At 70.1% G+C, this 19,810-nt stretch carries 21 protein-coding genes; 6 read left to right on the plus strand and 15 right to left on the minus strand.

Annotated elements, in window-relative coordinates:
* Nucleotides 1-37: 37 nt before the first annotated feature.
* From ACZ7M7_RS30075 to ACZ7M7_RS30120, 10 genes are all read right to left on the minus strand, one after another.
* Nucleotides 38-1,477, minus strand: coding sequence for an amino acid permease (locus tag ACZ7M7_RS30075; RefSeq protein WP_383597868.1), 1,440 nt, complete (start codon nt 1,475-1,477; stop codon nt 38-40).
* Nucleotides 1,474-2,151 (minus strand): FadR/GntR family transcriptional regulator, encoded by a 678-nt coding sequence (locus ACZ7M7_RS30080; RefSeq protein WP_383599693.1) that lies wholly within the window; start codon nt 2,149-2,151, stop codon nt 1,474-1,476. The genes ACZ7M7_RS30075 and ACZ7M7_RS30080 overlap by 4 nt, the downstream gene beginning before the upstream one ends.
* Before the next feature lie 177 nt (nt 2,152-2,328).
* Nucleotides 2,329-3,168 (minus strand): undecaprenyl-diphosphate phosphatase, encoded by an 840-nt coding sequence (locus tag ACZ7M7_RS30085; protein ID WP_472122080.1) that lies wholly within the window; start codon nt 3,166-3,168, stop codon nt 2,329-2,331.
* A gap of 95 nt (nt 3,169-3,263) precedes the next feature.
* Nucleotides 3,264-3,638, minus strand: coding sequence for a fluoride efflux transporter CrcB (crcB, locus tag ACZ7M7_RS30090; protein ID WP_472122083.1), 375 nt, complete (start codon nt 3,636-3,638; stop codon nt 3,264-3,266).
* Nucleotides 3,635-4,030, minus strand: coding sequence for a DUF190 domain-containing protein (locus ACZ7M7_RS30095; protein WP_472122086.1), 396 nt, complete (start codon nt 4,028-4,030; stop codon nt 3,635-3,637). Before ACZ7M7_RS30095 ends, crcB (ACZ7M7_RS30090) begins: the two co-directional genes overlap by 4 nt.
* Nucleotides 4,027-4,476 (minus strand): fluoride efflux transporter CrcB, encoded by a 450-nt coding sequence (crcB, locus tag ACZ7M7_RS30100; protein ID WP_472122089.1) that lies wholly within the window; start codon nt 4,474-4,476, stop codon nt 4,027-4,029. Before crcB (ACZ7M7_RS30100) ends, ACZ7M7_RS30095 begins: the two co-directional genes overlap by 4 nt.
* 163 nt (nt 4,477-4,639) lie before the next feature.
* On the minus strand, nt 4,640-5,611 hold the full coding sequence (locus ACZ7M7_RS30105; protein WP_472122092.1) for an SMP-30/gluconolactonase/LRE family protein: 972 nt from the start codon (nt 5,609-5,611) through the stop codon (nt 4,640-4,642).
* 71 nt (nt 5,612-5,682) lie between these two features.
* A complete protein-coding gene (locus tag ACZ7M7_RS30110; protein WP_472122095.1) occupies nt 5,683-5,970 on the minus strand; it encodes an ArsR family transcriptional regulator in 288 nt (95 codons plus the stop codon).
* Between the two features lie 222 nt (nt 5,971-6,192).
* A complete protein-coding gene (locus tag ACZ7M7_RS30115; RefSeq protein WP_472122098.1) occupies nt 6,193-7,761 on the minus strand; it encodes a glycoside hydrolase family 53 protein in 1,569 nt (522 codons plus the stop codon).
* A 121-nt stretch (nt 7,762-7,882) separates the two neighbouring features.
* Nucleotides 7,883-9,904, minus strand: coding sequence for a beta-galactosidase (locus ACZ7M7_RS30120; protein ID WP_472122101.1), 2,022 nt, complete (start codon nt 9,902-9,904; stop codon nt 7,883-7,885).
* Nucleotides 9,905-10,088: 184 nt separating this feature from the next.
* Here ACZ7M7_RS30120 and ACZ7M7_RS30125 point away from each other — a divergent pair, with 184 nt between their 5' ends.
* The 6 genes from ACZ7M7_RS30125 (at nt 10,089) to ACZ7M7_RS30150 (ending at nt 15,281) form a co-directional block, all read left to right on the plus strand.
* Complete coding sequence (locus tag ACZ7M7_RS30125) at nt 10,089-11,420, plus strand: ABC transporter substrate-binding protein (RefSeq protein ID WP_472122104.1); 1,332 nt, start codon at nt 10,089-10,091, stop codon at nt 11,418-11,420.
* Entirely contained in the window at nt 11,417-12,340 is a 924-nt protein-coding gene (locus ACZ7M7_RS30130; RefSeq protein ID WP_472122107.1) for a carbohydrate ABC transporter permease, read from the plus strand. Before ACZ7M7_RS30125 ends, ACZ7M7_RS30130 begins: the two co-directional genes overlap by 4 nt.
* A complete protein-coding gene (locus ACZ7M7_RS30135) occupies nt 12,337-13,245 on the plus strand; it encodes a carbohydrate ABC transporter permease (protein WP_472122110.1) in 909 nt (302 codons plus the stop codon). The genes ACZ7M7_RS30130 and ACZ7M7_RS30135 overlap by 4 nt, the downstream gene beginning before the upstream one ends.
* Entirely contained in the window at nt 13,242-14,273 is a 1,032-nt protein-coding gene (locus ACZ7M7_RS30140) for a LacI family DNA-binding transcriptional regulator (protein ID WP_383597904.1), read from the plus strand. The genes ACZ7M7_RS30135 and ACZ7M7_RS30140 overlap by 4 nt, the downstream gene beginning before the upstream one ends.
* A gap of 177 nt (nt 14,274-14,450) precedes the next feature.
* Nucleotides 14,451-14,801, plus strand: a complete 351-nt coding sequence (locus tag ACZ7M7_RS30145; RefSeq protein ID WP_472122113.1) for a VOC family protein — start codon at nt 14,451-14,453, stop codon at nt 14,799-14,801.
* Nucleotides 14,802-14,891: 90 nt separating this feature from the next.
* Nucleotides 14,892-15,281: a MarR family winged helix-turn-helix transcriptional regulator gene (locus tag ACZ7M7_RS30150; protein WP_383597910.1), complete on the plus strand. Its 390-nt coding sequence runs from the start codon at nt 14,892-14,894 to the stop codon at nt 15,279-15,281.
* A gap of 46 nt (nt 15,282-15,327) precedes the next feature.
* Here ACZ7M7_RS30150 and pqqB read toward each other — a convergent pair whose 3' ends face one another.
* The 5 genes from pqqB to ACZ7M7_RS30175 all read right to left on the minus strand — a co-directional run bounded on the left by pqqB (nt 15,328) and on the right by ACZ7M7_RS30175 (nt 19,797).
* Entirely contained in the window at nt 15,328-16,179 is an 852-nt protein-coding gene (pqqB, locus tag ACZ7M7_RS30155) for a pyrroloquinoline quinone biosynthesis protein PqqB (RefSeq protein ID WP_383597913.1), read from the minus strand.
* A gap of 241 nt (nt 16,180-16,420) precedes the next feature.
* Complete coding sequence (locus ACZ7M7_RS30160; RefSeq protein WP_383597916.1) at nt 16,421-16,822, minus strand: SseB family protein; 402 nt, start codon at nt 16,820-16,822, stop codon at nt 16,421-16,423.
* A gap of 174 nt (nt 16,823-16,996) precedes the next feature.
* Nucleotides 16,997-18,238, minus strand: coding sequence for an acyl-CoA dehydrogenase family protein (locus ACZ7M7_RS30165; protein ID WP_472122117.1), 1,242 nt, complete (start codon nt 18,236-18,238; stop codon nt 16,997-16,999).
* 135 nt (nt 18,239-18,373) lie between these two features.
* Nucleotides 18,374-19,048: a hypothetical protein gene (locus ACZ7M7_RS30170; RefSeq protein ID WP_472122120.1), complete on the minus strand. Its 675-nt coding sequence runs from the start codon at nt 19,046-19,048 to the stop codon at nt 18,374-18,376.
* Nucleotides 19,045-19,797, minus strand: a complete 753-nt coding sequence (locus ACZ7M7_RS30175) for a Type 1 glutamine amidotransferase-like domain-containing protein (protein ID WP_472122123.1) — start codon at nt 19,795-19,797, stop codon at nt 19,045-19,047. The genes ACZ7M7_RS30170 and ACZ7M7_RS30175 overlap by 4 nt, the downstream gene beginning before the upstream one ends.
* Nucleotides 19,798-19,810 lie beyond the last annotated feature (13 nt).

Consider the following 19,810-nt stretch of genomic DNA (forward strand, 5'->3'; position numbering starts at 1 on the left):
GTCCTGGGTCGATGAGGGGGCGTCGACCGACACGGGTTCACGCGTCGGCCTTGGTGGCGGTGCGGGCGACACGGCCGCGGATGGTGTACCAGCCCGCGACCAGCGCTCCGACGATCAGCGGCAGGCACAGCACGGTGGTGCGGCCGGCGCCTCCGTCGGCGTACATGAGGACCAGGACGGAGGCGAGGAACGCCAGCGTCACGAGTTCGGTCCAGGGGGAGCCCGGCAGTCGGTAGCCGGGCCGGTCGAGCTCGCCCTTCTGGGTCTTCTGCCAGAAGAGCAGGTGACAGATCATGATCATGCCCCAGGTGGCGAGGATGCCGATCGCGGCGAAGTTCAGCACGATCTCGAACGCATCGGCCGGGACGACGAAGTTGAGTCCGACGCCGAGGACACAGATACCGCTGGTCAGCAGGATGCCGCCGTACGGGACCTGGCTGCGGCTCATCACCGAGGTGAACTTCGGGGCGGAGCCGGACATGGCCATGGAGCGCAGGATGCGGCCGGTGGAGTACAGGCCGGAGTTGAGCGAGGACATGGCCGCGGTCATCACGACCAGGTTCATGACGCCGCCGGCCGCCGGGATGCCGATGTTGGACAGCACGGTGACGAACGGGCTCTCGCCCGCCTTGTACGACGACCAGGGCAGCAGCATCGAGAGCAGGAGGACGGAGCCGACGTAGAAGAGGCCCACGCGCCACATGATCGAGTTGATCGCCTTCGGCATGATCTTCTCGGGGTTCTCGGTCTCACCGGCGGCGACGCCGACCAGCTCGACGGAGGCGTAGGCGAAGACGACGCCCTGGACGATCAGCAGCATGGGCAGCAGGCCGCTGGGGAAGAGGCCGCCGTTGTCGGTGATCAGGGACGGGCCGGGGGTGTGGCCGTCCACGGGCTGCTGGGTGACCAGCAGGAAGATGCCGATGCACATGAAGACGACGAGCGCGCCCACCTTGATGATCGCGAACCAGAACTCCAGCTCGCCGAAGATCTTCACAGATATCAGGTTCACGGTGAGGACAACCGCGAGGGCGATCAGCGCGATCACCCACTGCGGGATGTCGGAGAACATGCCCCAGTAGTGGGTGTACGTCGCCACCGCGGTGATGTCGGCGATGCCGGTGGTCGCCCAGTTCAGGAAGTACATCCAGCCCGCGGTGTACGCGCCCTTCTCACCCATGAACTCCCGGGCGTACGACACGAAGGCGCCGGAGGACGGCCGGTACAGGACGAGTTCGCCGAGGGCGCGCACGACGAGGAAGGCGAATACGCCGCAGACCGCGTAGGCGATGAACAGGGACGGCCCGGCGTCGGCGAGCCGGCCGCCGGCGCCGAGGAACAGGCCGGTGCCGATGGCTCCGCCGATGGCGATCATGTTGACGTGCCGCGACTTCAGCGACTTGCTGTAGCCGGCGTCTCCGGCGTCGACATGGCCGGAACGTTTCTGCACGCCCTCGTGCAGGGACTGCTCACTCACGCCTCGGGTCCGCCTTCCGTGGTGCTGTCCGTGCGCGGGGGGCGCACGATGTCGGTGAGGGTCGTCTCGACGCGGTCGAGGTGATGCGCCATGGCGTCGGTCGCGTCGAGTTCGGAACCGTCGATCAGCGCCTCGACGATCGCCCGGTGCTCGCGGTTGGACTGCTCGCGCCGGCCGCCCAGCTCGTTGAGGAAGGCCGACTGACGCGCCAGTGCGTCGCGGATCTCCTCGATGACCCGGCGGAAGACCGGGTTCTGGGCGGCCTCGGCCACGGCCAGGTGGAAGAGGGTGTCCATCGCGACCCACGCGGTGGTGTCCGTCTCCCGTTCCATACGGTCGAGCAGGTGAGCCAGGTGGTCGAGGTTCTCCGGGGTACGGCGCAGGGCCGCGTATCCGGCGACCGGGATCTCGACGTGCCGGCGCACCTCCAGCAGGTCACTGGCCGCGTAGTCGCCGAAGGTCGGGTCCTCGACCGCGCTGGCGACGACGAAGGTGCCCTTGCCGGTCTTGGAGACGGTCAGGCCCATGGTCTGCAGGGCCCTGAGGGCCTCGCGCAGCACGGGTCGGCTGATCTCCAGGCTGCGGCAGAGTTCCGCCTCGGAGGGGAGTTTGTCCCCGATGGCGTAGTCGCCGCGCTCGATGGCACTGCGCAGGTGCGCCAGGACCGCTTCCATGGCGCTGACCCGCCTCGGCGGCTGTCCGGCTGTCCGGCTGTCTGACAGGTTCACGGAAGTGATACTCCGGGTGAGGTGGGGGTGGTGTCAAGGGGAGCCGGTGGGTGAGGTTCACCGGGTGTGAACCAGCAAAGCCGACCGCGCTCCGCCCGGCCGGCCGACCGGCGGGCGCCTGTGTCAGCTGTTGATCACGCCCGCACCCAGGAGCCCGAAGAGCAGCAGCCCGACCACGATCCGGTAGATCACGAAGGCGTTGAAGGAGTGCTTGGCGACGAACTTCAGCAGCCAGGCGATGGAGGTGTAGGCGACGACGAAGGAGACGGTGGTGCCGACGGCCAGGGGCAGCGCGCCCGTGCCCGTCGTGCCGAGGGCGTCCTTCAGCTCGTAGATGCCGGCGCCGGTGAGGGCCGGGATCCCGAGGAAGAAGGACAGCCGGGTGGCGGCGACGCGGTCCAGGTCGAGCATCAGCGCGGTGGACATCGTGGCGCCGGAGCGCGAGAAGCCCGGGAAGAGCAGGGCGAGGATCTGGGAGCTGCCGACGAGCATCGCGTCCTTGAAGGAGGTGTCGTCCTCCCCTCGCTTGTGCCGGCCCATCCGGTCCGCGGCCCACATCACGCCGCTGCCGACGATCAGCGAGCCGGCGACCACCCACAGGGAGGCGAGCGGCCCCTTGATGAGCGGCTTGGCGGCCAGGCCCACGACGATGATCGGGATCGTCGCGCAGATCACCCACCAGGCGAACTGGTAGTCGTGGTGGTACCGCTCCTCCTTGTCCCGCAGCCCGCGCAGCCATGCGGAGACGATCCGCACGATGTCCTTGAAGAAGTACACGAGCACTGCGGCGATCGCGCCGACCTGGATGACGGCCGAGAACCCGATGACCGCGTCGTCGTCGACGGGGATGCCCATGAGCCCCTCGGCGATCTTCAGATGCCCGGTCGAGGACACGGGCAGGAACTCGGTCACCCCCTCGACGGCTCCGAGGACGACGGCCTGACCGACGCTGATGGCGCTCATGGGATCCAGTTCCGGGGTCGGCGGGACAGCAGTGGCGCGCACTGTCCTACCAGGTGCGGGTGTGGTTCCTGCGGCAACGGTGGCGGTGTCGTCGTCTAGGACCACACCGCCTGGGCGATCGTCACTCCCGCGAACGCCGCGCCGAGGCCCGCGATCACACTCCCCACGACGTTGAGGACGGCGTAGAGCCCGGCTCCCGTCTCCGTCAGCCGCAGGGTCTCGTACGAGAAGGTCGAGTACGTGGTCAGGGCCCCGCACAGCCCGGTGCCGAGCAGCAGCTGGAGGTGGGAACTCGCGGCGCCCTGGGCTGCCGCGCCGGTGAGCAGGCCGAGGACCAGGCAGCCGCTGACATTGACGAGGAAGGTGCCCCAGGGGAACACCGAGTCGTGCCGGGACTGCACCGCCCGGTCGGTGAGATAGCGCAGCGGTGCGCCGACGACGGCACCCGCGATCACCAGGAGCCAGTTCACGGCGGCGTCTCACCTTCCGTGTTCCTGCCTGTCGTATCCGGTTCGGACGGAGGGTTTCCGCGGCCGGTGTACCGGATGACCTCGCAGGCGTCGAGGGTGACGAGCCCTTCGGTGACGAGTTCGTCGAGCTGCGGCAGGAAGGCCCGTACGCGCTCCTCGGTGTCGACGATCACGACCGTGACCGGCAGGTCCTCGCTCAGGGACAGCAGCCGGGAGGTGTGGATCAGCGAGGAGGCGCCGAAGCCCTCGATGCCGCGGAAGACGCTGGCGCCCGCGAGGCCGGCCGCGTGGGCGCGGTGCACGATCTCCGAGTAGAGGGGCTTGTGGTGCCAGGTGTCGTGCTCGCCGACGAACACGGTGAGGCGCAGGGCACTGCCGGTCAGCCTGGTCATGGCTGCCTCCGTTTCAGGACGCGGCGGGTCGCCGCCGTCGCGAGCCAGACCGCCGTGAGTGCCGCGATCAGGGTGGCGGCGAGATAGGCCATTCCGGTGCGGGGGTGGCCGCTGTCGACGAGCTGCTGGATGTCGACGGCGTACGTGGAGAAGGTGGTGAAGCCTCCGAGCACTCCGGTGCCGACGAAGGGGCGGACGAGGCGGTGGGCGGGCCGGACCTCGGTGATGATCACCATGAGCACGCCGATCATGGCGCAGCCGACGACGTTGATCCAGAAGGTCGCCCAGGGGAAGCCCCCGGGCTGGGCGGGCCACCACAGGGAGACCGCGTACCGGGCCGTGGCGCCGATGGCTCCGCCGAGTGCGACCACCGCGACGATCGGCGCCTGTGTCCGCCACGCGGGCTGCCGCGGGGCGCGCAGGCTCTCGGTGTCCGGGGCTGTCATGGTCGTACGTCTCCTACTCGCCGGGGCCCGGGCAGACGGGCGCGGTCGCAAGTAGGGACCGTTGGCGGCATGCGCGCCGCGGTTCGGGTACGGCGGGCCCCACCGCCGCGCCGCGACGATGATCACGGCTGCTGAACAGCCTAACCCCGGACGCGAAGGCGGGTCACTTCTGCTCGGGCAGCTCGCAGAGCGCCACGCCCCGCTCCCACAGGCTCCCGAGGACCAGGTGGCCGCCGGTCTCGCAGACGCTGGTGACCATGCGGAAGCCGGAGCGGCGGCGGGCCAGGTGGTGGACGACCCGTCCGGTGTCGTCGAGGGCGAGCACGCCGATCGTGCCCGTGGGACGGAACGGGGCGCGCACGGCGACGCGGGCGGCGGCGCGGCGTACGGTGGGGGCGGCGCGGTGCAGGAGGTCCAGCGGGGGCACGCGCGGGCCGGCCAGCGCCACCCAGATCGGGCCGTCGGGTGTGCCGCGCCAGAGGTTGTCCGGCATGCCCGGCAGGTTCTCGGCGAAGGGCTCGCTGTGTCCGGCACGGGGCCCGGTGAGCCAGTAGCGGGTGAGGCGGCACTCGCTGGTCTCGGCGACGACCAGGAAGGAACCGTCGGCGCTCGGGGCGAGGCCGTTGGCGAACTGGAGCCCGTCCAGAAGGACTTCGGGGGTGTCGCTGCCGGGGGCGAGGCGCAGCAGGCGGCCCGTGGCGGTGTGTTCGACGAGGTCGCCGATCCAGTGCTCCAGGGGGTGCCGGCGGCTGCTGACGGTGAAATAGACGCTGCCGTCGGGCAGGGCGACGACATTGCTGCAGAACCGCAGCCGCTCCCCCGCCGCCGAGTCGGCGAGGATGCGTACGGTGCCGTCGGTGAGGTCGACGCGGAGCAGTCCGCGTTCGGCGTCGCACACCAACAGGGCGTCGTCCGGCAGGAGTTCGAGGCCCAGTGGTCGGCCGCCGGTCTCGGCGAGCACCTCGACACGGACCTCGGCACGGGACTCTGCGTCCGCCAAGCCGTCGAGGCGCAGGATACGGCCGTCCTCGAGGCCGGTCAGGACACGGCCGCGGGCGTCGGCGATGACGTCCTCCGGGCCTCGGCCGCCGATCGCGACGTAGCGGTGCGGGACGAGCGCCCCCGGACGTTCCATGTGCGTCATCCCTTCGTCGCCCTGGTGTGCCAAGGCGCTCGACTCCCGGCTCCGCGTTGTCGGTTCGCCGCCTACCAGCCCTTCTCAAACAGGCGCGCGACCTCGGCGATCCGCATGTCGTCGCGACGGTAGTACACGCGCCGCCGGATCCGCTTGGTGCGCAGCATGCCGAAGCCCGTGAGCAGGCCGAGGTGGGCCTCGGCGACCTTGCGCGGCACTCCGAGCTTCGCGGCCACGGCGTCCGCGGTGACGCCGTCCTCGACGGGATCGCCATGTCGCCGCTTCGGGAAGTGCGCGACCGGATCCTTGAGCCATTCCAGGATGTCGTGGCGCGTTGCGCTGACGGGAGTCCTCAGCATCTCGTCCCCCCTCCGTGGGCCGCGTCCTAGCGCGTATGCCCCACTGTCCCGCAGTCGAAGCCGCCGTGTCCGGGACTCTCGGACGCTTGTCCGGTACCGAACGGCCGTACGACATAGGGGTGTTCGACGGAGGACCGGCCTTCTGCGTCCCGGACGCGGTGGGGCCCGGCCGCAGGGGCGCGGCCGGGCCCGTTGGTCACGGATTCAACGGAGTCGGCGAACTCACCGGTGGCCGAACCACGCCATCGAGGAGAGGGCCGTGTCGTCGTAGCCGAACAGGGCCTGGTTCTCCCAGCCGTTGCCGGAGGAGGCGTCGGTCGGGTCCCAGCCGTTGCCGGTGACGGCGGTCCAGGTCGCCTCCCAGTAGAAGACGCCGAGGCCACGGCCGTTCGGGACTGCCTCGACGATGCTGGTCACGTCGTTCATCCAGCGGCGCTGCCCGGCCGTGTTCGCCGGGTAGCCGGAGACCAGTTCGCCGGTGGTGTTGATGATCTCCTCGTGCGAGTCCTTGCTGTCCAGCCGGAACGGGTAGGCCGTCTCGGCGACGAAGACCGGCTTGCCGTAGCGGGCGGCCGCGTCGTCCAGGGTCGTCTGGAAGTCGTGGAGCGAGCCGTGCCAGTAGCCGTAGTAGGACAGGCCGATGGCGTCGAACTTCACGCCGTTCGCGACCGCGCTGTCGAACCACCAGCGGGTGCCGGACAGGTCGCCGCCCTTGGCGAGGTGCAGCGCGACGGTGGTGGCCGGGTTGACGGCCTTGACCGCGTCATAGCCGGAGTTGAGCAGGCCGGCGAGCTGCGACCAGTTGTCCGTGGACCCCTCGGTCCACAGCATGCCGCCGTTGATCTCGTTGCCCACCTGGACCATGTCGGCGGTGGTGCCCTGGGCCTTCAACGCGTTCAACACGTCGTACGTGTGGTTGTACACGTCGGTCTTGAGCTGACTGTACGAGTGCCCGGCCCAGGCGGCCGGCTTGCCCTGGGCACCCGGGTCTGCCCAGGTGTCCGAGTAGTGGAAGTCGACCAGCAGTTTCATGCCGGCCGCCTTGACGCGCTTGGCCATGGCCAGCACGCGCGTCTTGTTGTTGTAGCCGTCGGCCGGGTTGACCCAGACCTTCAGCCGCGCGTAGTTCATGCCGGCGTTCTTCAGGATGGTGATCGCGTCTGCGGTCGTGCCCGAACCGGTTCTGTAGACGCCGCCCTTGGCCTCGCTCTTGGCAAGGGAGGAGATGTCGGCGCCGTGGATCGACGTGCCGCTCGTACCGGACGCGAAGGTCAGGTCGTCGACGTTGATCCAGTTGCCCGCGTTCGCGTCACTGTTGATGCTGATGGTGCACTGGTTTCCGGTCACAGTGACCGGCACGACGATACGGATCCAGCCGCTCGCCGAGACCGGAAGGTCGGTGCGCTGCTCGGCGCCACCGCAGTTCCTCAGCGCCATGTACGCCGAGTTCTGGCCACCACCCGAGCGGACCCAGGCGGTGAGCCGGTAGTTCCCGTTGGTCAGCCCGGACAGGTACTGGTACGTCTCCACCTTGTACGCGGCGGACGCCCAGTGGGTGAGTCGGTAACTCCCACCGTGGCCACCGGCCTCGGTGAAGGAGGCCGCGCTCTGGCCGGCCGCCGAGTACGTGGACCATCCGGCCGGCGTGGCGGTGCCGGTGCCGTCGGACTCGAAACCGCCGTTGGTGAGCGTGCTCGCCGCCGAGGCGGTCTGCGCGGGCAGGGCGGTGAGGGCGAGTCCGGCGGCGAGCGGCAGCAGCAGGGCTCGGAGGGTGCGTCTGGGATGGAACATCGTCGTCCGTCGTCCCTTCGACGTATGGGGATGGGGATCCCTCACCGCCGCGGTGAGGAAACTGCGGTGAGGAGCCCCTCCACCCGCGGCTCGTGGCACGCGCGGGCGGAGGGGAGTCGGCTCAGCCGTCGAGTCGTACGACCCGTACGGCTCCGGCGGGGACCTCGAGGCGGCCCGCGGCGCGTTCGCCGGTCAGCAGCTCGGCGCCGGGCGCCTCCAGCGGCACCTTGGCGTCCGACGCGGTGTGGTTGATCGCGAACAGGTAGCTTCCCGACTCGCCGGTACGGCGCACGACCTCGACATCACGGGGCAGGTCGACACGCGGGGCGACCTGCGCGTCCTCGATCGCCCAGCCCAGCAGCGCGTCGAGACCGTCGGTGCCCAGGCGCGTGGAGACGTACCAGGCCGTGCCCTCGCCGAGGCGGTGCCGGGTGACGGCGGGGTGTCCCGCGGTCAGGCCGTCGGCGTACGTCCAGACGGTCTCGGCGCCGCGCGGGACGACGAACTCGCTCCACACGTCGCCGCTCAGCTCGGAGCCGTCCGGGCCGGTGATGCGCACCAGCCGGTCCTGGAGCAGCGGTGAGAACTCCTCGACGGTCAGGCCGAGGACGTCCCGCAGCGGCCCCGGGTAGGCGCCCTCGTGCACGGCGTCGTGCTCGTCGACGATGCCGGAGAAGTACGACACGACGAGGGTGCCGCCGTTCTCGACGTACTCCGTGAGGTTGTTCCCGGCCGCCTCGGTCATCAGGTACGAGGCCGGTACGACGACAAGGGGATAGCTCGACAAATCGGCTTCGGGGTGGGCGAAGTCGACCGTGAGGTGGCGGTCGTAGAGCGCCTCGTAGAAGGCGTCGGCGCGCTCGCGGGCGTCGTGCTCCTCGCTGGGGCGCCAGTCGAGGCTCTGCGCCCACCAGGAGTGCCAGTCCCACAGCATCGCCACGTCGGCCTGCGTGCGGGTGCCGCGCACGGCGCCCAACGAGTCCAGGGCGGCGCCGAGTTCGACGACCTCACGCCACACGCGTGTGTCGGTGCCGCCGTGCGGGAGCATCGCCGAGTGGAACTTCTCGGCGCCGCGCCGGGACTGCCGCCACTGGAAGAACATGGCACCCTCGGAGCCGCGCGCCACGTGGGCGAGGGAGTTGCGGGCCATCTGGCCGGGGGCCTTGGCGGGGTTGCGGGGCTGCCAGTTGACGCCCGAGGTGGAGTGCTCCAGCAGGATCCAGGGGGCTCCCCCGGCGACCGAGCGGGTGAGGTCGGCGGCCATGGCGAGGTTGACGTGGGTGCGGCGGCCGTCGGTGATCAGGTAGTGGTCGTTGGTGACGATGTCGACCTCGCGGCCCCAGGCCCAGTAGTCGACGGAGTCGCACTGGCTGAGGGCTGTCATGAAGTTGGTCGTGACCGGGACGCCCGGCGCGAGGCGGTGCAGGATGTCCCGTTCCATGCGGAAGTTCTCGCGCATGGTGGCGTCGGCGAACCGCTTGTAGTCCAGCGCCTGTGCCGGGTTGACGGCCGTCGGCGTGAGGCGCGGCGGATTGATCTCGTCCAGGTGCGAGTACCGCTGCCCCCAGAAGGCGGTCCCCCAGGCCTCGTTGACCGCCTCGACCGTGCCGTACGTCGACTCCAGCCAACGCCGGAAGTGTGCCGCGCAGGAGTCGCAGTGACAGGCCGAGACGGGGACGCCGTACTCGTTGTGCACGTGCCACATCGCCAGCGCCGGGTGATCGCCGTAGCGGTCGGCGAGCCGGGTGGTGATGCCCGCGGCTGCCGCGCGGTAGTCGGCGTTGCTGTGACAGATGGCGGCGCGCGAGCCGAACTCGTGGCGCACGCCCTGCGCCGTCACGGGCAGGGCCTCGGGGTGGGCGCGGTAGAACCACACCGGCGGGCAGACGGTGGGTGTGCCCAGGTCGACGCGGATGCCGTTCTCGTGCAGCAGGTCGAACAGGCGGTCCAGCCAGCCGAAGTCGTACGCCCCCGGTGACGGCTCCAGCAGGGCCCAGGAGAAGATCCCGACGCTCACCATCGTGACGCCGGCCTCCCGCATCAGCCGGACGTCCTCCTGCCAGACGCTCTCCGGCCACTGCTCGGGGTTGTAGTCCCCACCGAAGGCGAGCCTCGTGAGGCCCCTGGGGGTGGTCTCCGGCATGGAATGTCTCCCGATTTATCGATCAGTTGGGAACGTGCACACACATCATGGGCGATGCGAGCCCAACATAACCGCACAGCAACAACCATTGACAAGTGTCCGGGATGTTTCTCTACTGTGAACGCTCACAGAAGCATGGCAGGTCTTCGCAACAGGCGGAGACCCCAGGTCAGGGGAGAGATCCATGCCCATCACGAAGCGCCGGCGGCTCTTCGTCAGAAGCGCAGCCACGTCCGTCGCCGTCGCCCTCGGCGCCACCGCCCTCGCCGCGTGCGGCTCGTCCGGGAGCGACAGCGAGGCCGAGTCCGGTCCCGTCTCGCTGACGTACTGGACCTGGACGCCCGGCATGGACAAGGTCGTCGACCTGTGGAACAAGGGCCAGGGCAAGAAGGACCGGATCACGGTCACGGTGAAGAAGCAGGCGTCCGGCGACACGCTGGTCACCAAGATCCTCACCGCTCACAAGGCGGGCAAGGCGCCCGACCTGGTCCAGGCCGAGTACCAGGCGCTGCCGACGCTGGTCAGCAATGACGCGGTCGCGGACATAGCGAGCGAGGTCGGCGACGCGAAGGGCAAGTTCGCCGAGGGTGTCTGGCAGCAGACGACGCTGGGCACGGACGCGGTCTACGCGGTCCCGCAGGACATCGGGCCGATGATGTTCTACTACCGCGAGGACCTCTTCAAGCAGTACGGCCTGAAGGTCCCGGCCACCTGGGACGAGTTCGCCGAGACCGCCCGCGCGCTCAAGAAGAAGGCCCCGGACAAGGACCTGACCACCTTCTCCGCCAATGACTCCGGCCTCTTCGCGGGGCTGGCCCAGCAGGCCGGCGCCAAGTGGTGGACGACGTCCGGCGACAAGTGGAAGGTCGGCATCGACGACGCCGCCTCGCAGAAGGTCGCCGAGTTCTGGGGCGACCTCGTCAAGGAGGGCGCCGTCGACAACCAGCCGATGTACACGCCGGCCTGGAACAAGGCGCTCAACACCGGCAAGCAGATCGCCTGGGTCAGCGCCGTGTGGGCGCCGGGCACCCTGACCACGGCCGCGCCCGACACCAAGGGCAAGTGGGCCATGGCCCCGCTCCCCCAGTGGTCCGACTCGGACAACGTCACCGGCAGCTGGGGCGGTTCCTCCACCGCCGTCACCACCGACTCCGAGCACAAGGCGGCCGCCGCGAAGTTCGCCGCCTGGCTGAACTCCGACGGCGACGCGCTCAACGCGCTCGCCAAGGAGAGCGGCATCTACCCGGCCTCCACCTCGGCCCAGCTCAGCGGCGCGTTCACCACGCCGCCGGACTACTTCTCCAACCAGCCCGACTTCTACACGAAGGCCGCCGAGATCGCCGAGAGCACGGCGCCGTCCGCGTGGGGCCCGAACGTGAACGTCGCGTACACGACGTTCAAGGACGCCTTCGGCTCCGCCGCGAAGAACATGTCCGGCTTCGGCGCCGCGCTGAAGGCCATGCAGGACGACACGGTCGCCGACCTCGAGAAGCAGGGCTTCGAGGTCTCCGAGTGACCAGCACAAGCCGGAGGGCGTACGGGGTGAAGGGGGCCCCGTACGCCTTCCTCATCCCCGCAACGGCCCTCTTCCTGCTCTTCTTCGCCCTGCCCATCGGGTACGCGATCTGGCTCAGCTTCCGCAAGGTGCAGGTCTCCGGACTCGGGCTCGGTTCCGGCGCCCGCAAGGAGGTCTGGGCCGGCCTGGAGAACTACACGGACGCGCTCACCGACAGCGAGTTGCTGAACGGCGCGCTGCGCGTGCTCGGCTACGGCTGCATCGTGGTGCCGGTGATGCTGGGCCTCGCCCTGCTGTTCGCGCTGATGCTGGACTCCGAGAAGGTGCGCCTCGCGCCGTTCACACGGCTCGCGATCTTCCTGCCTTACGCCATCCCGGGCGTGGTGGCCGCGCTGCTGTGGGGCTTTCTGTACCTGCCGGACGTCAGCCCGTTCTACTTCGTGCTCGACAGGCTGGGCATGCCGCAGCCGGACCTGCTGGAAGGCGGTCCGCTCTACCTCGCCCTGTCGAACATCGCGGTCTGGGGCGGCACCGGCTTCAACATGATCGTCATCTACACGTCGCTGCAGGCCATCCCGGCCGAGGTGTACGAGGCGGCCAAGCTGGACGGTGCCACGCCGCTGCAGATCGCGCTGCGGATCAAGATCCCGATGGTGGCACCCTCGCTGGTGCTGACCTTCTTCTTCTCGATCATCGCCACGCTCCAGGTGTTCAGCGAGCCGACCACCCTCAAGCCGCTCACCAACTCCGTGTCCACGACGTGGAGTCCGCTGATGAAGGTGTACCAGGACGCCTTCGGCAAGGGCGACATCCATGCGGCGGCCGCCCAGGCCACGATCATCGCCCTGGCCACGCTGCTGCTGTCCTTCGGCTTCCTGCGCGCCGCGAACCGCCGTAACAAGCAGGAGGCAGCACGATGAGTTCTCTTGCTGTGCGCAAGACCGGGCGGGCCGCCGGCACCGCCCCCGGCACCGTCCGGAACCGCCCGCCGCTGCGCCGCCGGACCGCACTGATCCCGACGATCACGCTGCTGCTCGGCGCGGTGTACTGCCTGCTGCCGGTCGCCTGGGTGGTGATCGCGGCGACGAAGTCCGGCAGCGAGCTGTTCTCCACGTTCACGTTCCTGCCGGGCACGGGCTTCGCCGACAACTTCGCGGACCTGAGCGCCTACCGCGACGGCGTGTACTGGCAGTGGATGGGCAACTCCGCCCTGTACGCCGGCCTCGGCGCCCTGCTGTCGACGGTCGTCTCGGCGTTCAGCGGCTACGCGCTCGCCATCTACCGCTTCCCGGGCCGCGAGACGCTCTTCAACGTGCTGCTGGCGGGCGTGCTGATGCCGCCGGTCATCCTCGCCATCCCGCAGTACCTGCTGCTGGCGCAGGCCGACCTCACGGACTCGTACCTGTCCGTGATGCTGCCGCAGATCCTCTCGCCGTACGGCGTCTACCTCGCGCGGATCTACGCGGCCGCCGCCGTCCCCGCCGACGTGGTCGAGGCCGGGCGGATGGACGGCGCGAGCGAGTGGCGGATCTTCACGCGGGTCGCGCTGCCGATGATGGTGCCGGGCATGGTGACGGTGTTCCTGTTCCAGTTCGTGGCGATCTGGAACAACTTCCTGCTGCCGTACATCATGCTCAGCGACGACGAGAAGTTCCCGATCACGCTCGGTCTGTACACACTCCTCGAGCAGGGCGCCAACACCCCGGCGCTGTACACGTTGGTGATCACCGGCGCGTTCCTCGCGGTTTTCCCGCTGGTCGCGCTCTTCCTGGTCGTCCAGCGGTTCTGGAGCCTGGATCTGCTCTCCGGGGCCGTAAAGTCATGACCATGAGCAACACGGGGGGCCGACGCAAGCCGCCGACGATCCACGACGTGGCGCGCGAGGCCGGAGTCTCACGGGGCACGGTCTCGCGCGTGCTCAACGGCGGGCACTACGTCAGCCCGACCGCGCAGGAGGCGGTCAACGCGGCGATCCGCAAGACGGGTTACGTCGTCAACCGGCATGCCCGCTCTCTGATCACGGGGCGTTCGGACTCGATCGGCTTCCTGCTGACCGAGCCGCAGGAGAGGTTCTTCGAGGACCCCAACTTCAACGTCCTGCTGAGCGGTTGCACGCAGGCACTGGCCGCGCACGACATCCCTTTGCTGCTGATGCTGGCCGGCACGAAGGACGAGCGGCGGCGCATCACGCGGTACATCACGGCGGGGCACGTGGACGGGGTGCTGCTGGTGTCCAGCCACTCCGGTGACCGGGTCGCCGAGGAACTGCGCGAGGCGGGTGTGCCGCTCGTCCAGTGCGGCAAGCCCATGGGCCCCGGCTCCAAGGTGAGTTACGTGGCGGCGGACGACCGGGACGGCGCCCGTGACATGGTGCGCCATCTGCTGTCCGTCGGGCGCCGCCGGATCGGCGTGGTGAGCGGTCCCCTGGACACGCCGGGCGGTGTCGATCGGCTCGCCGGCTACAAGGAGGTACTCACCGAGGCGGGCGTCGAGAGCGACGAGCGGCTCATCGTCTCCGGCGACTACAGCCGTGCCAGCGGCGAGGCGGGTACCGAGCGGCTGCTGGCGCAGGCCCCTGACATGGACGCCTTGTTCGTGGCGTCCGACCTGATGGCACAGGGCGCCCTGGCCGCACTGCACCGGGCCGGCCGCCGGGTGCCCGAGGACGTCGCCGTCGGCGGCTTCGACGACTCCGCAGCGGCGACGGAGGCCACTCCCGCCCTCACGACGATCCGCCAGCCCTACGACCGCATCAGCGCCGAGATGGTGAGGCTGCTGCTCGCGCAGATCGGCGGCGAGGACCCGGCTGCGGTGATCCTGCCGACTGAGCTGGTGAAGCGGGAGTCGACGTAGTGGCGTGAGCGGGCCGCGGGGCGCCGGGCGCGCTGCATGGCGACGCGGCCGTCGGCGCCCTCCGTCCGCGACCGGTCAGTGACCGGTCAGGAATGAAGAAGCAGCTCCGGACTCCCCCGTCCTAGCGTGAAACCACCGACGAAAACCATCGGGCACACTTCACGTCAGGAGGACGTCATGACCGCCGGAGTCAACACGATCATCTACCCCGTCAAGGACCTGGACCGGGCGAAGGCCCTGTTCAAGGCCCTGCTGGGCACGGAACCGTATGCGGACGAGCCGTACTACGTCGGCTTCAAGGACGCCGGACAGGACGTCGGCCTCGACCCCAACGGACACGCGAAGGGCATGACCGGCCCGGTGCCCTACTGGCACGTCGACGACATCGGGACGGCCTTCGCCGCTCTGCTGGAGGCGGGCGCCGAGGCGCTGCAGGACGTCCACGACGTCGGTGGCGGCCGGCTGATCGCCTCCGTGAAGGACGGGGACGGCAACCTCGTCGGGCTGCTTCAGGACGCGACCGGCTGAGACGCCCCCGAAGCAGGCCCGGCCGATTCCCTTGCGCGCGCACTAGTTGCACAGGCAACAAATGGCCGGATCGGTGCTACCGTGCCAGGTATGGCAGTGAAGACGGCCGACGCCGGGCTCGAGGAACGCTGGCGGGACATCCTCTCCGTGCACGCGCGCACGATGTGCGAGATCGACCGCGTGCTGCACCCGCACGGCTTGGGCGCGAGCGACTTCGAGGTGCTCGACATCCTCGCGTCGGCGGCCCCCAAGGAGGGCGAGCAGTGCCGGGTGCAGAATCTGGTCGGCCGGGTTCATCTCAGCCAGAGCGCACTGTCCCGGCTCATAGGGCGGCTGGAGAAGGACGGCCTGGTGGAGCGATCCGTCTGCGCCGAGGACCGGCGCGGCGTGTACGTCACCCTCACCCGCAAGGGGCGTGAGCTGCACGCCGAGGTACTGCCGCTGCAGCGGGACGCGCTGGCGCGGATGCTGACCGGCTGAGGGCTGGGCGTCGGACGTCGATTGACAGGCCTCCGGCGCCGGGCCGTCAGATCACGAACTCGGTCCCGTCCGGAAGCACTTCCACGCCCGCCTCGGACACCTGCGCACGAGCCGCCGAGGCGGGGTCGAGCAGGGGATTCGTGTCGGTCAGGTGGGTGTAGATCCGGCGGGCGTGCGGGTGCCGGGCCAGGGCGGCGAGGCTGCCGGCCGGTCCCGAGACGGACAGCCGGCGTCCGGCCTGCGGCGTCTCGTCCGGCGCGAAGTGCGTGCCGTCCATGACGACGCAGTCCGCCGTCTCGATCAGGTCGTCCAGCATCGGGCTCCAGGTGCGCAGACGGGGCGCGTACACGAGGACGCCGCCGGTCGCCAGGTTCTCGATGCGGTACGCCGTCACCCAGCGGTCGTCCGACGACCGGGCCGGTACGTACGCCGGCGGTTCACCCCCGACGGGGTGGGCCGTGACGACCAGCCCGCCGGCCAGCACGAAGCCGCCTTCCGTCAGGCTGTCCGCCCACTCCCACGGGTCGTGACGGTCGAGCGCCGCCCGCGCCGGGGCCAGGGCGGCGAGAACGGGTGGGGCGGCGTATGTCTTCAGTCCGGGCACATCACGCAGCACGGCCAGGCCCGCCACGTGGTTCGCCTCGGCGTCGGTCAGCAGCACTCCCCGCACGGGACTGTGCCGGGGGCTGGGCCACAGGGCGGAGGCCGCGGTGAGCTGGGCGCGGATGTCGGGCGAGGTGTTCAGCAGCCACCAGTCGCGGGAGTTGCCGGTGACGGCCGCGCATTCCGGGCTGCGGGCGGGCAGCTTGCCGTCGCGGGCGGCGGCGCATCGCGCGCAGGCACAGTTCCAGCGTGGAAACCCGCCTCCGGCGGCGGTACCGAGCAGGACGAACCTCAAGACGACCCCCCACCCTTCGCGCGTCGGCTCTTCCGGTGGGATCTTCCCTCTCCGTACGGCCGAAGCACCCCGGGGCGGGGAGCAGTTCCGGCCGACCTTCACCCGCGGTCCGGGGCGGTTCCGGGTGCCGTCAGTGGCGGCTGGGGTGGCACGGCGCGAAGGGGACGAGTGGCTGACGTGCCACTCGTCCCCTTCAGGTCTTCACTCGCCGTCGGCGCTGCATGGCCGCTCGTGGTCGGCGCTAGGGCCGCGCCAGCAGGGTGCGTACGCCCTCCGACGTCAGCGTCAGCGGGTGTGAGGAGCCGGCGTCTATGGTCAGGGCCAGGTCCTCGGACGGCCACTGCGAGGCGAGTGCGCCCAGCGGTACCAGGCGGTAGCGGGAGACGAAGGGCAGCAGCTCGGCCATCGCGGGCTCGGAGGTGAAGACGGGGACGACGGGCTCGCCGTCCGACCGCTCGATGACCGGCAGCGCCACGGCGCCGGGGTCGATGGCGTCCTGCTCATCGGCGTCGTCGGGGACGGGGACGAGGACGTCGCTGCTCGCGAGCGTGTCCATCGCCGTCGCGTCCTCGCTGTTCCCGGCCAGCGCGTCCAGCGCACGCCGGGCCGGTGTGGCGGTGTTGTCGTTCGCTGGTGTCTCCATGACAGATCCCCTGGTAGCGGCGGTAGTGCGGGCCGCCCGGGACGTGATCGACCCTGGTGCGGTCCTGCTCGCGTACCCGATCCGGACCGGAGCATTCCTATCGCCGTCCAGGGGATGGGAATGCTGGTCAGAAGGTCAGAAGGTCCTTTCTCAGGGGAACACCCGGCGGAGGAGTCAGGGGATCAACGGAATGTGGCCGGACGGCTGCCCCAGGCGGTCGCAGCCGACGCGGCGTGCGAGGGGCTCGGCCATGCTGGGGCCCACGTGGGTCCAGTACGTGGCCGCGTCCCGGAAGTAGCGCTGCATCCGCTCGCCGTCGCGCGCGTGCCGGGAACCGGCGGTGCGGAAGAGGCTGCCCTGGAGGACGTCCCAGGTCATGCGGCCCGCGTTCAGGAACATGAGGGCGAGGCGGTTGTCCTCGACGGTGGTGAACGGCGGGCCGCCGTTGGCATTGCGGTGGCAGGTCTCCATCCATTCCTCGGCGGTGCGCTGCAGCGCCGCCTCGGCCGTGTGGATGACGCCCAGGGCCTCGCCGAGGTGCCGCTGGTAGTCGTGGAGTTCGGCCCGGGTGCGGCCGGGTTCGAGGATGAGGGGGCGGTCGGCGACGACCCGGGCGTACTCGTCGGCGGCGGCGTACGCGGTGCCGATCATGATCGCGGCCAGTTCGCCGTGGAAGAAGCTCGGCGCCCGCCCCGCGTACATGGGGTTGCCGTGCAGGGCGGAGCCGGCGCTTCCGCCCTCGACGGGCAGATCGAGCAGGCTCGCCTCGCGGGTGAGGTACGCGGGGATGCGGGCCTGCTCCATGAAGATGCTGTTGGAGCCGCTGCCGCGCAGGCCCAGGACGCCGTGCCAGTCGTCGAGCACCGTCCACACCGAGCGCGGGGCGACGAACAGCACCGGAGGTCCGGGCGGGGCGCCGTCGCGGTCGGGGGCGCGCAGGGTCTGGCCGACGTAGTGGGTGGAGTACGGGGCGCCCGAGGAGTACGGCCAGGTGCCGTTCAGCACGACATGGCCGTCGCCGTCGGGGCGGGCGACGCCGATGGGCGCGACGGTGGAGGCGGCGCGGAAGTCGCCGTCGGCGCCGAAGATCTCGTCCTGCGCCCTCTCCTCGAAGACCGCGGCGACCTGGAGGACGTGGGCCGCCGTGAGCGACAGGGCCCAGCCGGTGGAGGGGCAGCCGCGTGCGATCTCGGTGACCACGCGGTAGAAGGTGGGCAGGCCGAACTCGTAGCCGCCGTAGCGGCGCGGCTGAAGCATCCGGTAGAAGCCGGCCCGCAGGAAGTCGTCGTGCGTGTCCTTGGGGTAGTGCGTCAGCCGTTCGGTCTCCGGCTGGCGTTCCAGCAGCACGGGCCGCAGGTTCACGGCCCGTTCGACGATGTCACGTTCGGTCAGTCCGGGCTCGGGAGCGGCGATCACGATGCCTCCTGACGTGTGGGGCCGTCCGTTCGTGTCGTGATGCGTGACGCGATACCAAGTGATTGAACACGGCAACTGTGCACGGGGTACCGACCGGATATCGCCAAGCTGCCGAGCCCCTGGGGCGGAACCGGCTCAGCACTGCCTTTCGGCCGCCGGCCGCAGCCGACGGCCTTCCGGGGTGAAGGTGAAGGTCTCGCGGAACGGGCCGTCACCGAAGCGGACGGCGAACAGGAGCGGTTCCTCGTGCGCGGGCGGCCACGATGGTTCGTCTCCGTCCGCGCTGCCGTTCCAGAGGTGGAAATGGATGATCGGCCGGTCGGTGTCTCCGGTGAGATAGCCGAGTGTCTTGCCGTAGAGCGGGTTGTTTCCACCGAACAGCACCGAGGGTTCCCCGAACTCGGCGATCACCTCCGACCACACCCGGTCCTTGCCGGCCCACTGACGGGCTCGGCCGGCCAGGGCCTCGTACTCCTGCTCATCGAGGACCCGGTCCGGCTTCAGCCAGTCGCGTCGATGCGCGAACTCGGCGTGGACCGAGGTTGTTCCGCTGTCGTAGTGGCGACCGGGAATCAGCTCGCGAAACACCCCTCGAACCCCGAGCGCGTCCCAGCACCCACGCTCCGCCAGACGCGCCCTCTCCTCGTCCCACGCCTTGGGTTGCCCTTCCACGAACAGCAGATGATCCACCAACATCCACAGCGCCGTCTCGCCCCCGAACATCCCGGGCCGCCGAAGCGCGAGGTTCAGCTGCTCGACGAGGTAGGCATGGATCTCCTCGGCGGAGGCCAAGGCTCTGGATTCGGTCATGACTGCAAGCCTCCCCCATCCGGAGCCCGGGACAGCCGACGACAGGGCAGAGCCCACTCCTGGACGACGCCCCCACCTCCGCCGTCCGCCGCCACCCGGTACACGTGTGCACCCGGCGCACGCGTCACCGCCTCCGTCACGCTGCCGTCCGTGAAGAGAGTCCCTGTCCCGTCGTCCAGAGCCCACCCGGCGGGCAGCGCTCCGCCGCCCACCGCCGACCGGTAGGAGGACCGGCGTCCCGGTTCGCTGTCGTAGTGCGGGCAGACCGAACCCGGCAGCAGCCCCAAACCGTCCGGCAGGGAGGTCAGCGGGCCGAAGGAGTCGGTGTGGGAGGCCTCGCCCCAGCAGTTGGCGCCCGCGCTGATGCCGCACAGCAGGGTGCCGTGGTCGTAGGCCTCGCGCAGAAGCCGGTCCACTCCGTGTACACGCCATACGGCGAGCAGGTTCGCGGTGTTTCCGCCGCCGACGTAGACCACGTCCTGCGCGAGCAGGTACGCGCGAAGAGCCTCGTCGTCGAGCGTCCGTTGGAACAGTGGCAGGACGGAGGGAGCGCAGGAGGAGCGCGTCCGGAACGCGGTCAGGAACCTCTCCGCGTATCCCGGTGCGTCCCCGCTCGCGGTGGGCAGAAAGCAGACCCTCGGCCGGGGCGTGCGCGCGTGTCCGAGGAGCCAGTCGTCGAGCAGGCCGTCGTCCTCGGTGGAGAAGCCGCCGCCGAGGAGGGCCAGGCGGCGGGGCGGAACGTCGGGCACCGGTGGACCTCCT

Source organism: Streptomyces sp. NPDC111606, from assembly GCF_055656945.1.

What these genes read in the sequence shown, in the direction of transcription:
- ACZ7M7_RS30080 (WP_383599693.1), bottom strand. Translation starts at nt 2,151, where the DNA reads ATGGAAGCGGTCCTGGCGCACCTGCGCAGTGCCATCGAGCGCGGCGAC.
- ACZ7M7_RS30085 (WP_472122080.1), bottom strand. Translation starts at nt 3,168, where the DNA reads ATGAGCGCCATCAGCGTCGGTCAGGCCGTCGTCCTCGGAGCCGTCGAG.
- ACZ7M7_RS30095 (WP_472122086.1), bottom strand. Translation starts at nt 4,030, where the DNA reads ATGACCAGGCTGACCGGCAGTGCCCTGCGCCTCACCGTGTTCGTCGGC.
- crcB (WP_472122089.1), bottom strand. Translation starts at nt 4,476, where the DNA reads ATGACAGCCCCGGACACCGAGAGCCTGCGCGCCCCGCGGCAGCCCGCG.
- ACZ7M7_RS30105 (WP_472122092.1), bottom strand. Translation starts at nt 5,611, where the DNA reads ATGGAACGTCCGGGGGCGCTCGTCCCGCACCGCTACGTCGCGATCGGC.
- ACZ7M7_RS30110 (WP_472122095.1), bottom strand. Translation starts at nt 5,970, where the DNA reads ATGCTGAGGACTCCCGTCAGCGCAACGCGCCACGACATCCTGGAATGG.
- ACZ7M7_RS30115 (WP_472122098.1), bottom strand. Translation starts at nt 7,761, where the DNA reads ATGTTCCATCCCAGACGCACCCTCCGAGCCCTGCTGCTGCCGCTCGCC.
- ACZ7M7_RS30120 (WP_472122101.1), bottom strand. Translation starts at nt 9,904, where the DNA reads ATGCCGGAGACCACCCCCAGGGGCCTCACGAGGCTCGCCTTCGGTGGG.
- ACZ7M7_RS30125 (WP_472122104.1), top strand. Translation starts at nt 10,089, where the DNA reads ATGCCCATCACGAAGCGCCGGCGGCTCTTCGTCAGAAGCGCAGCCACG.
- ACZ7M7_RS30135 (WP_472122110.1), top strand. Translation starts at nt 12,337, where the DNA reads ATGAGTTCTCTTGCTGTGCGCAAGACCGGGCGGGCCGCCGGCACCGCC.
- ACZ7M7_RS30140 (WP_383597904.1), top strand. Translation starts at nt 13,242, where the DNA reads ATGACCATGAGCAACACGGGGGGCCGACGCAAGCCGCCGACGATCCAC.
- ACZ7M7_RS30145 (WP_472122113.1), top strand. Translation starts at nt 14,451, where the DNA reads ATGACCGCCGGAGTCAACACGATCATCTACCCCGTCAAGGACCTGGAC.
- ACZ7M7_RS30150 (WP_383597910.1), top strand. Translation starts at nt 14,892, where the DNA reads ATGGCAGTGAAGACGGCCGACGCCGGGCTCGAGGAACGCTGGCGGGAC.
- ACZ7M7_RS30160 (WP_383597916.1), bottom strand. Translation starts at nt 16,822, where the DNA reads ATGGAGACACCAGCGAACGACAACACCGCCACACCGGCCCGGCGTGCG.
- ACZ7M7_RS30170 (WP_472122120.1), bottom strand. Translation starts at nt 19,048, where the DNA reads ATGACCGAATCCAGAGCCTTGGCCTCCGCCGAGGAGATCCATGCCTAC.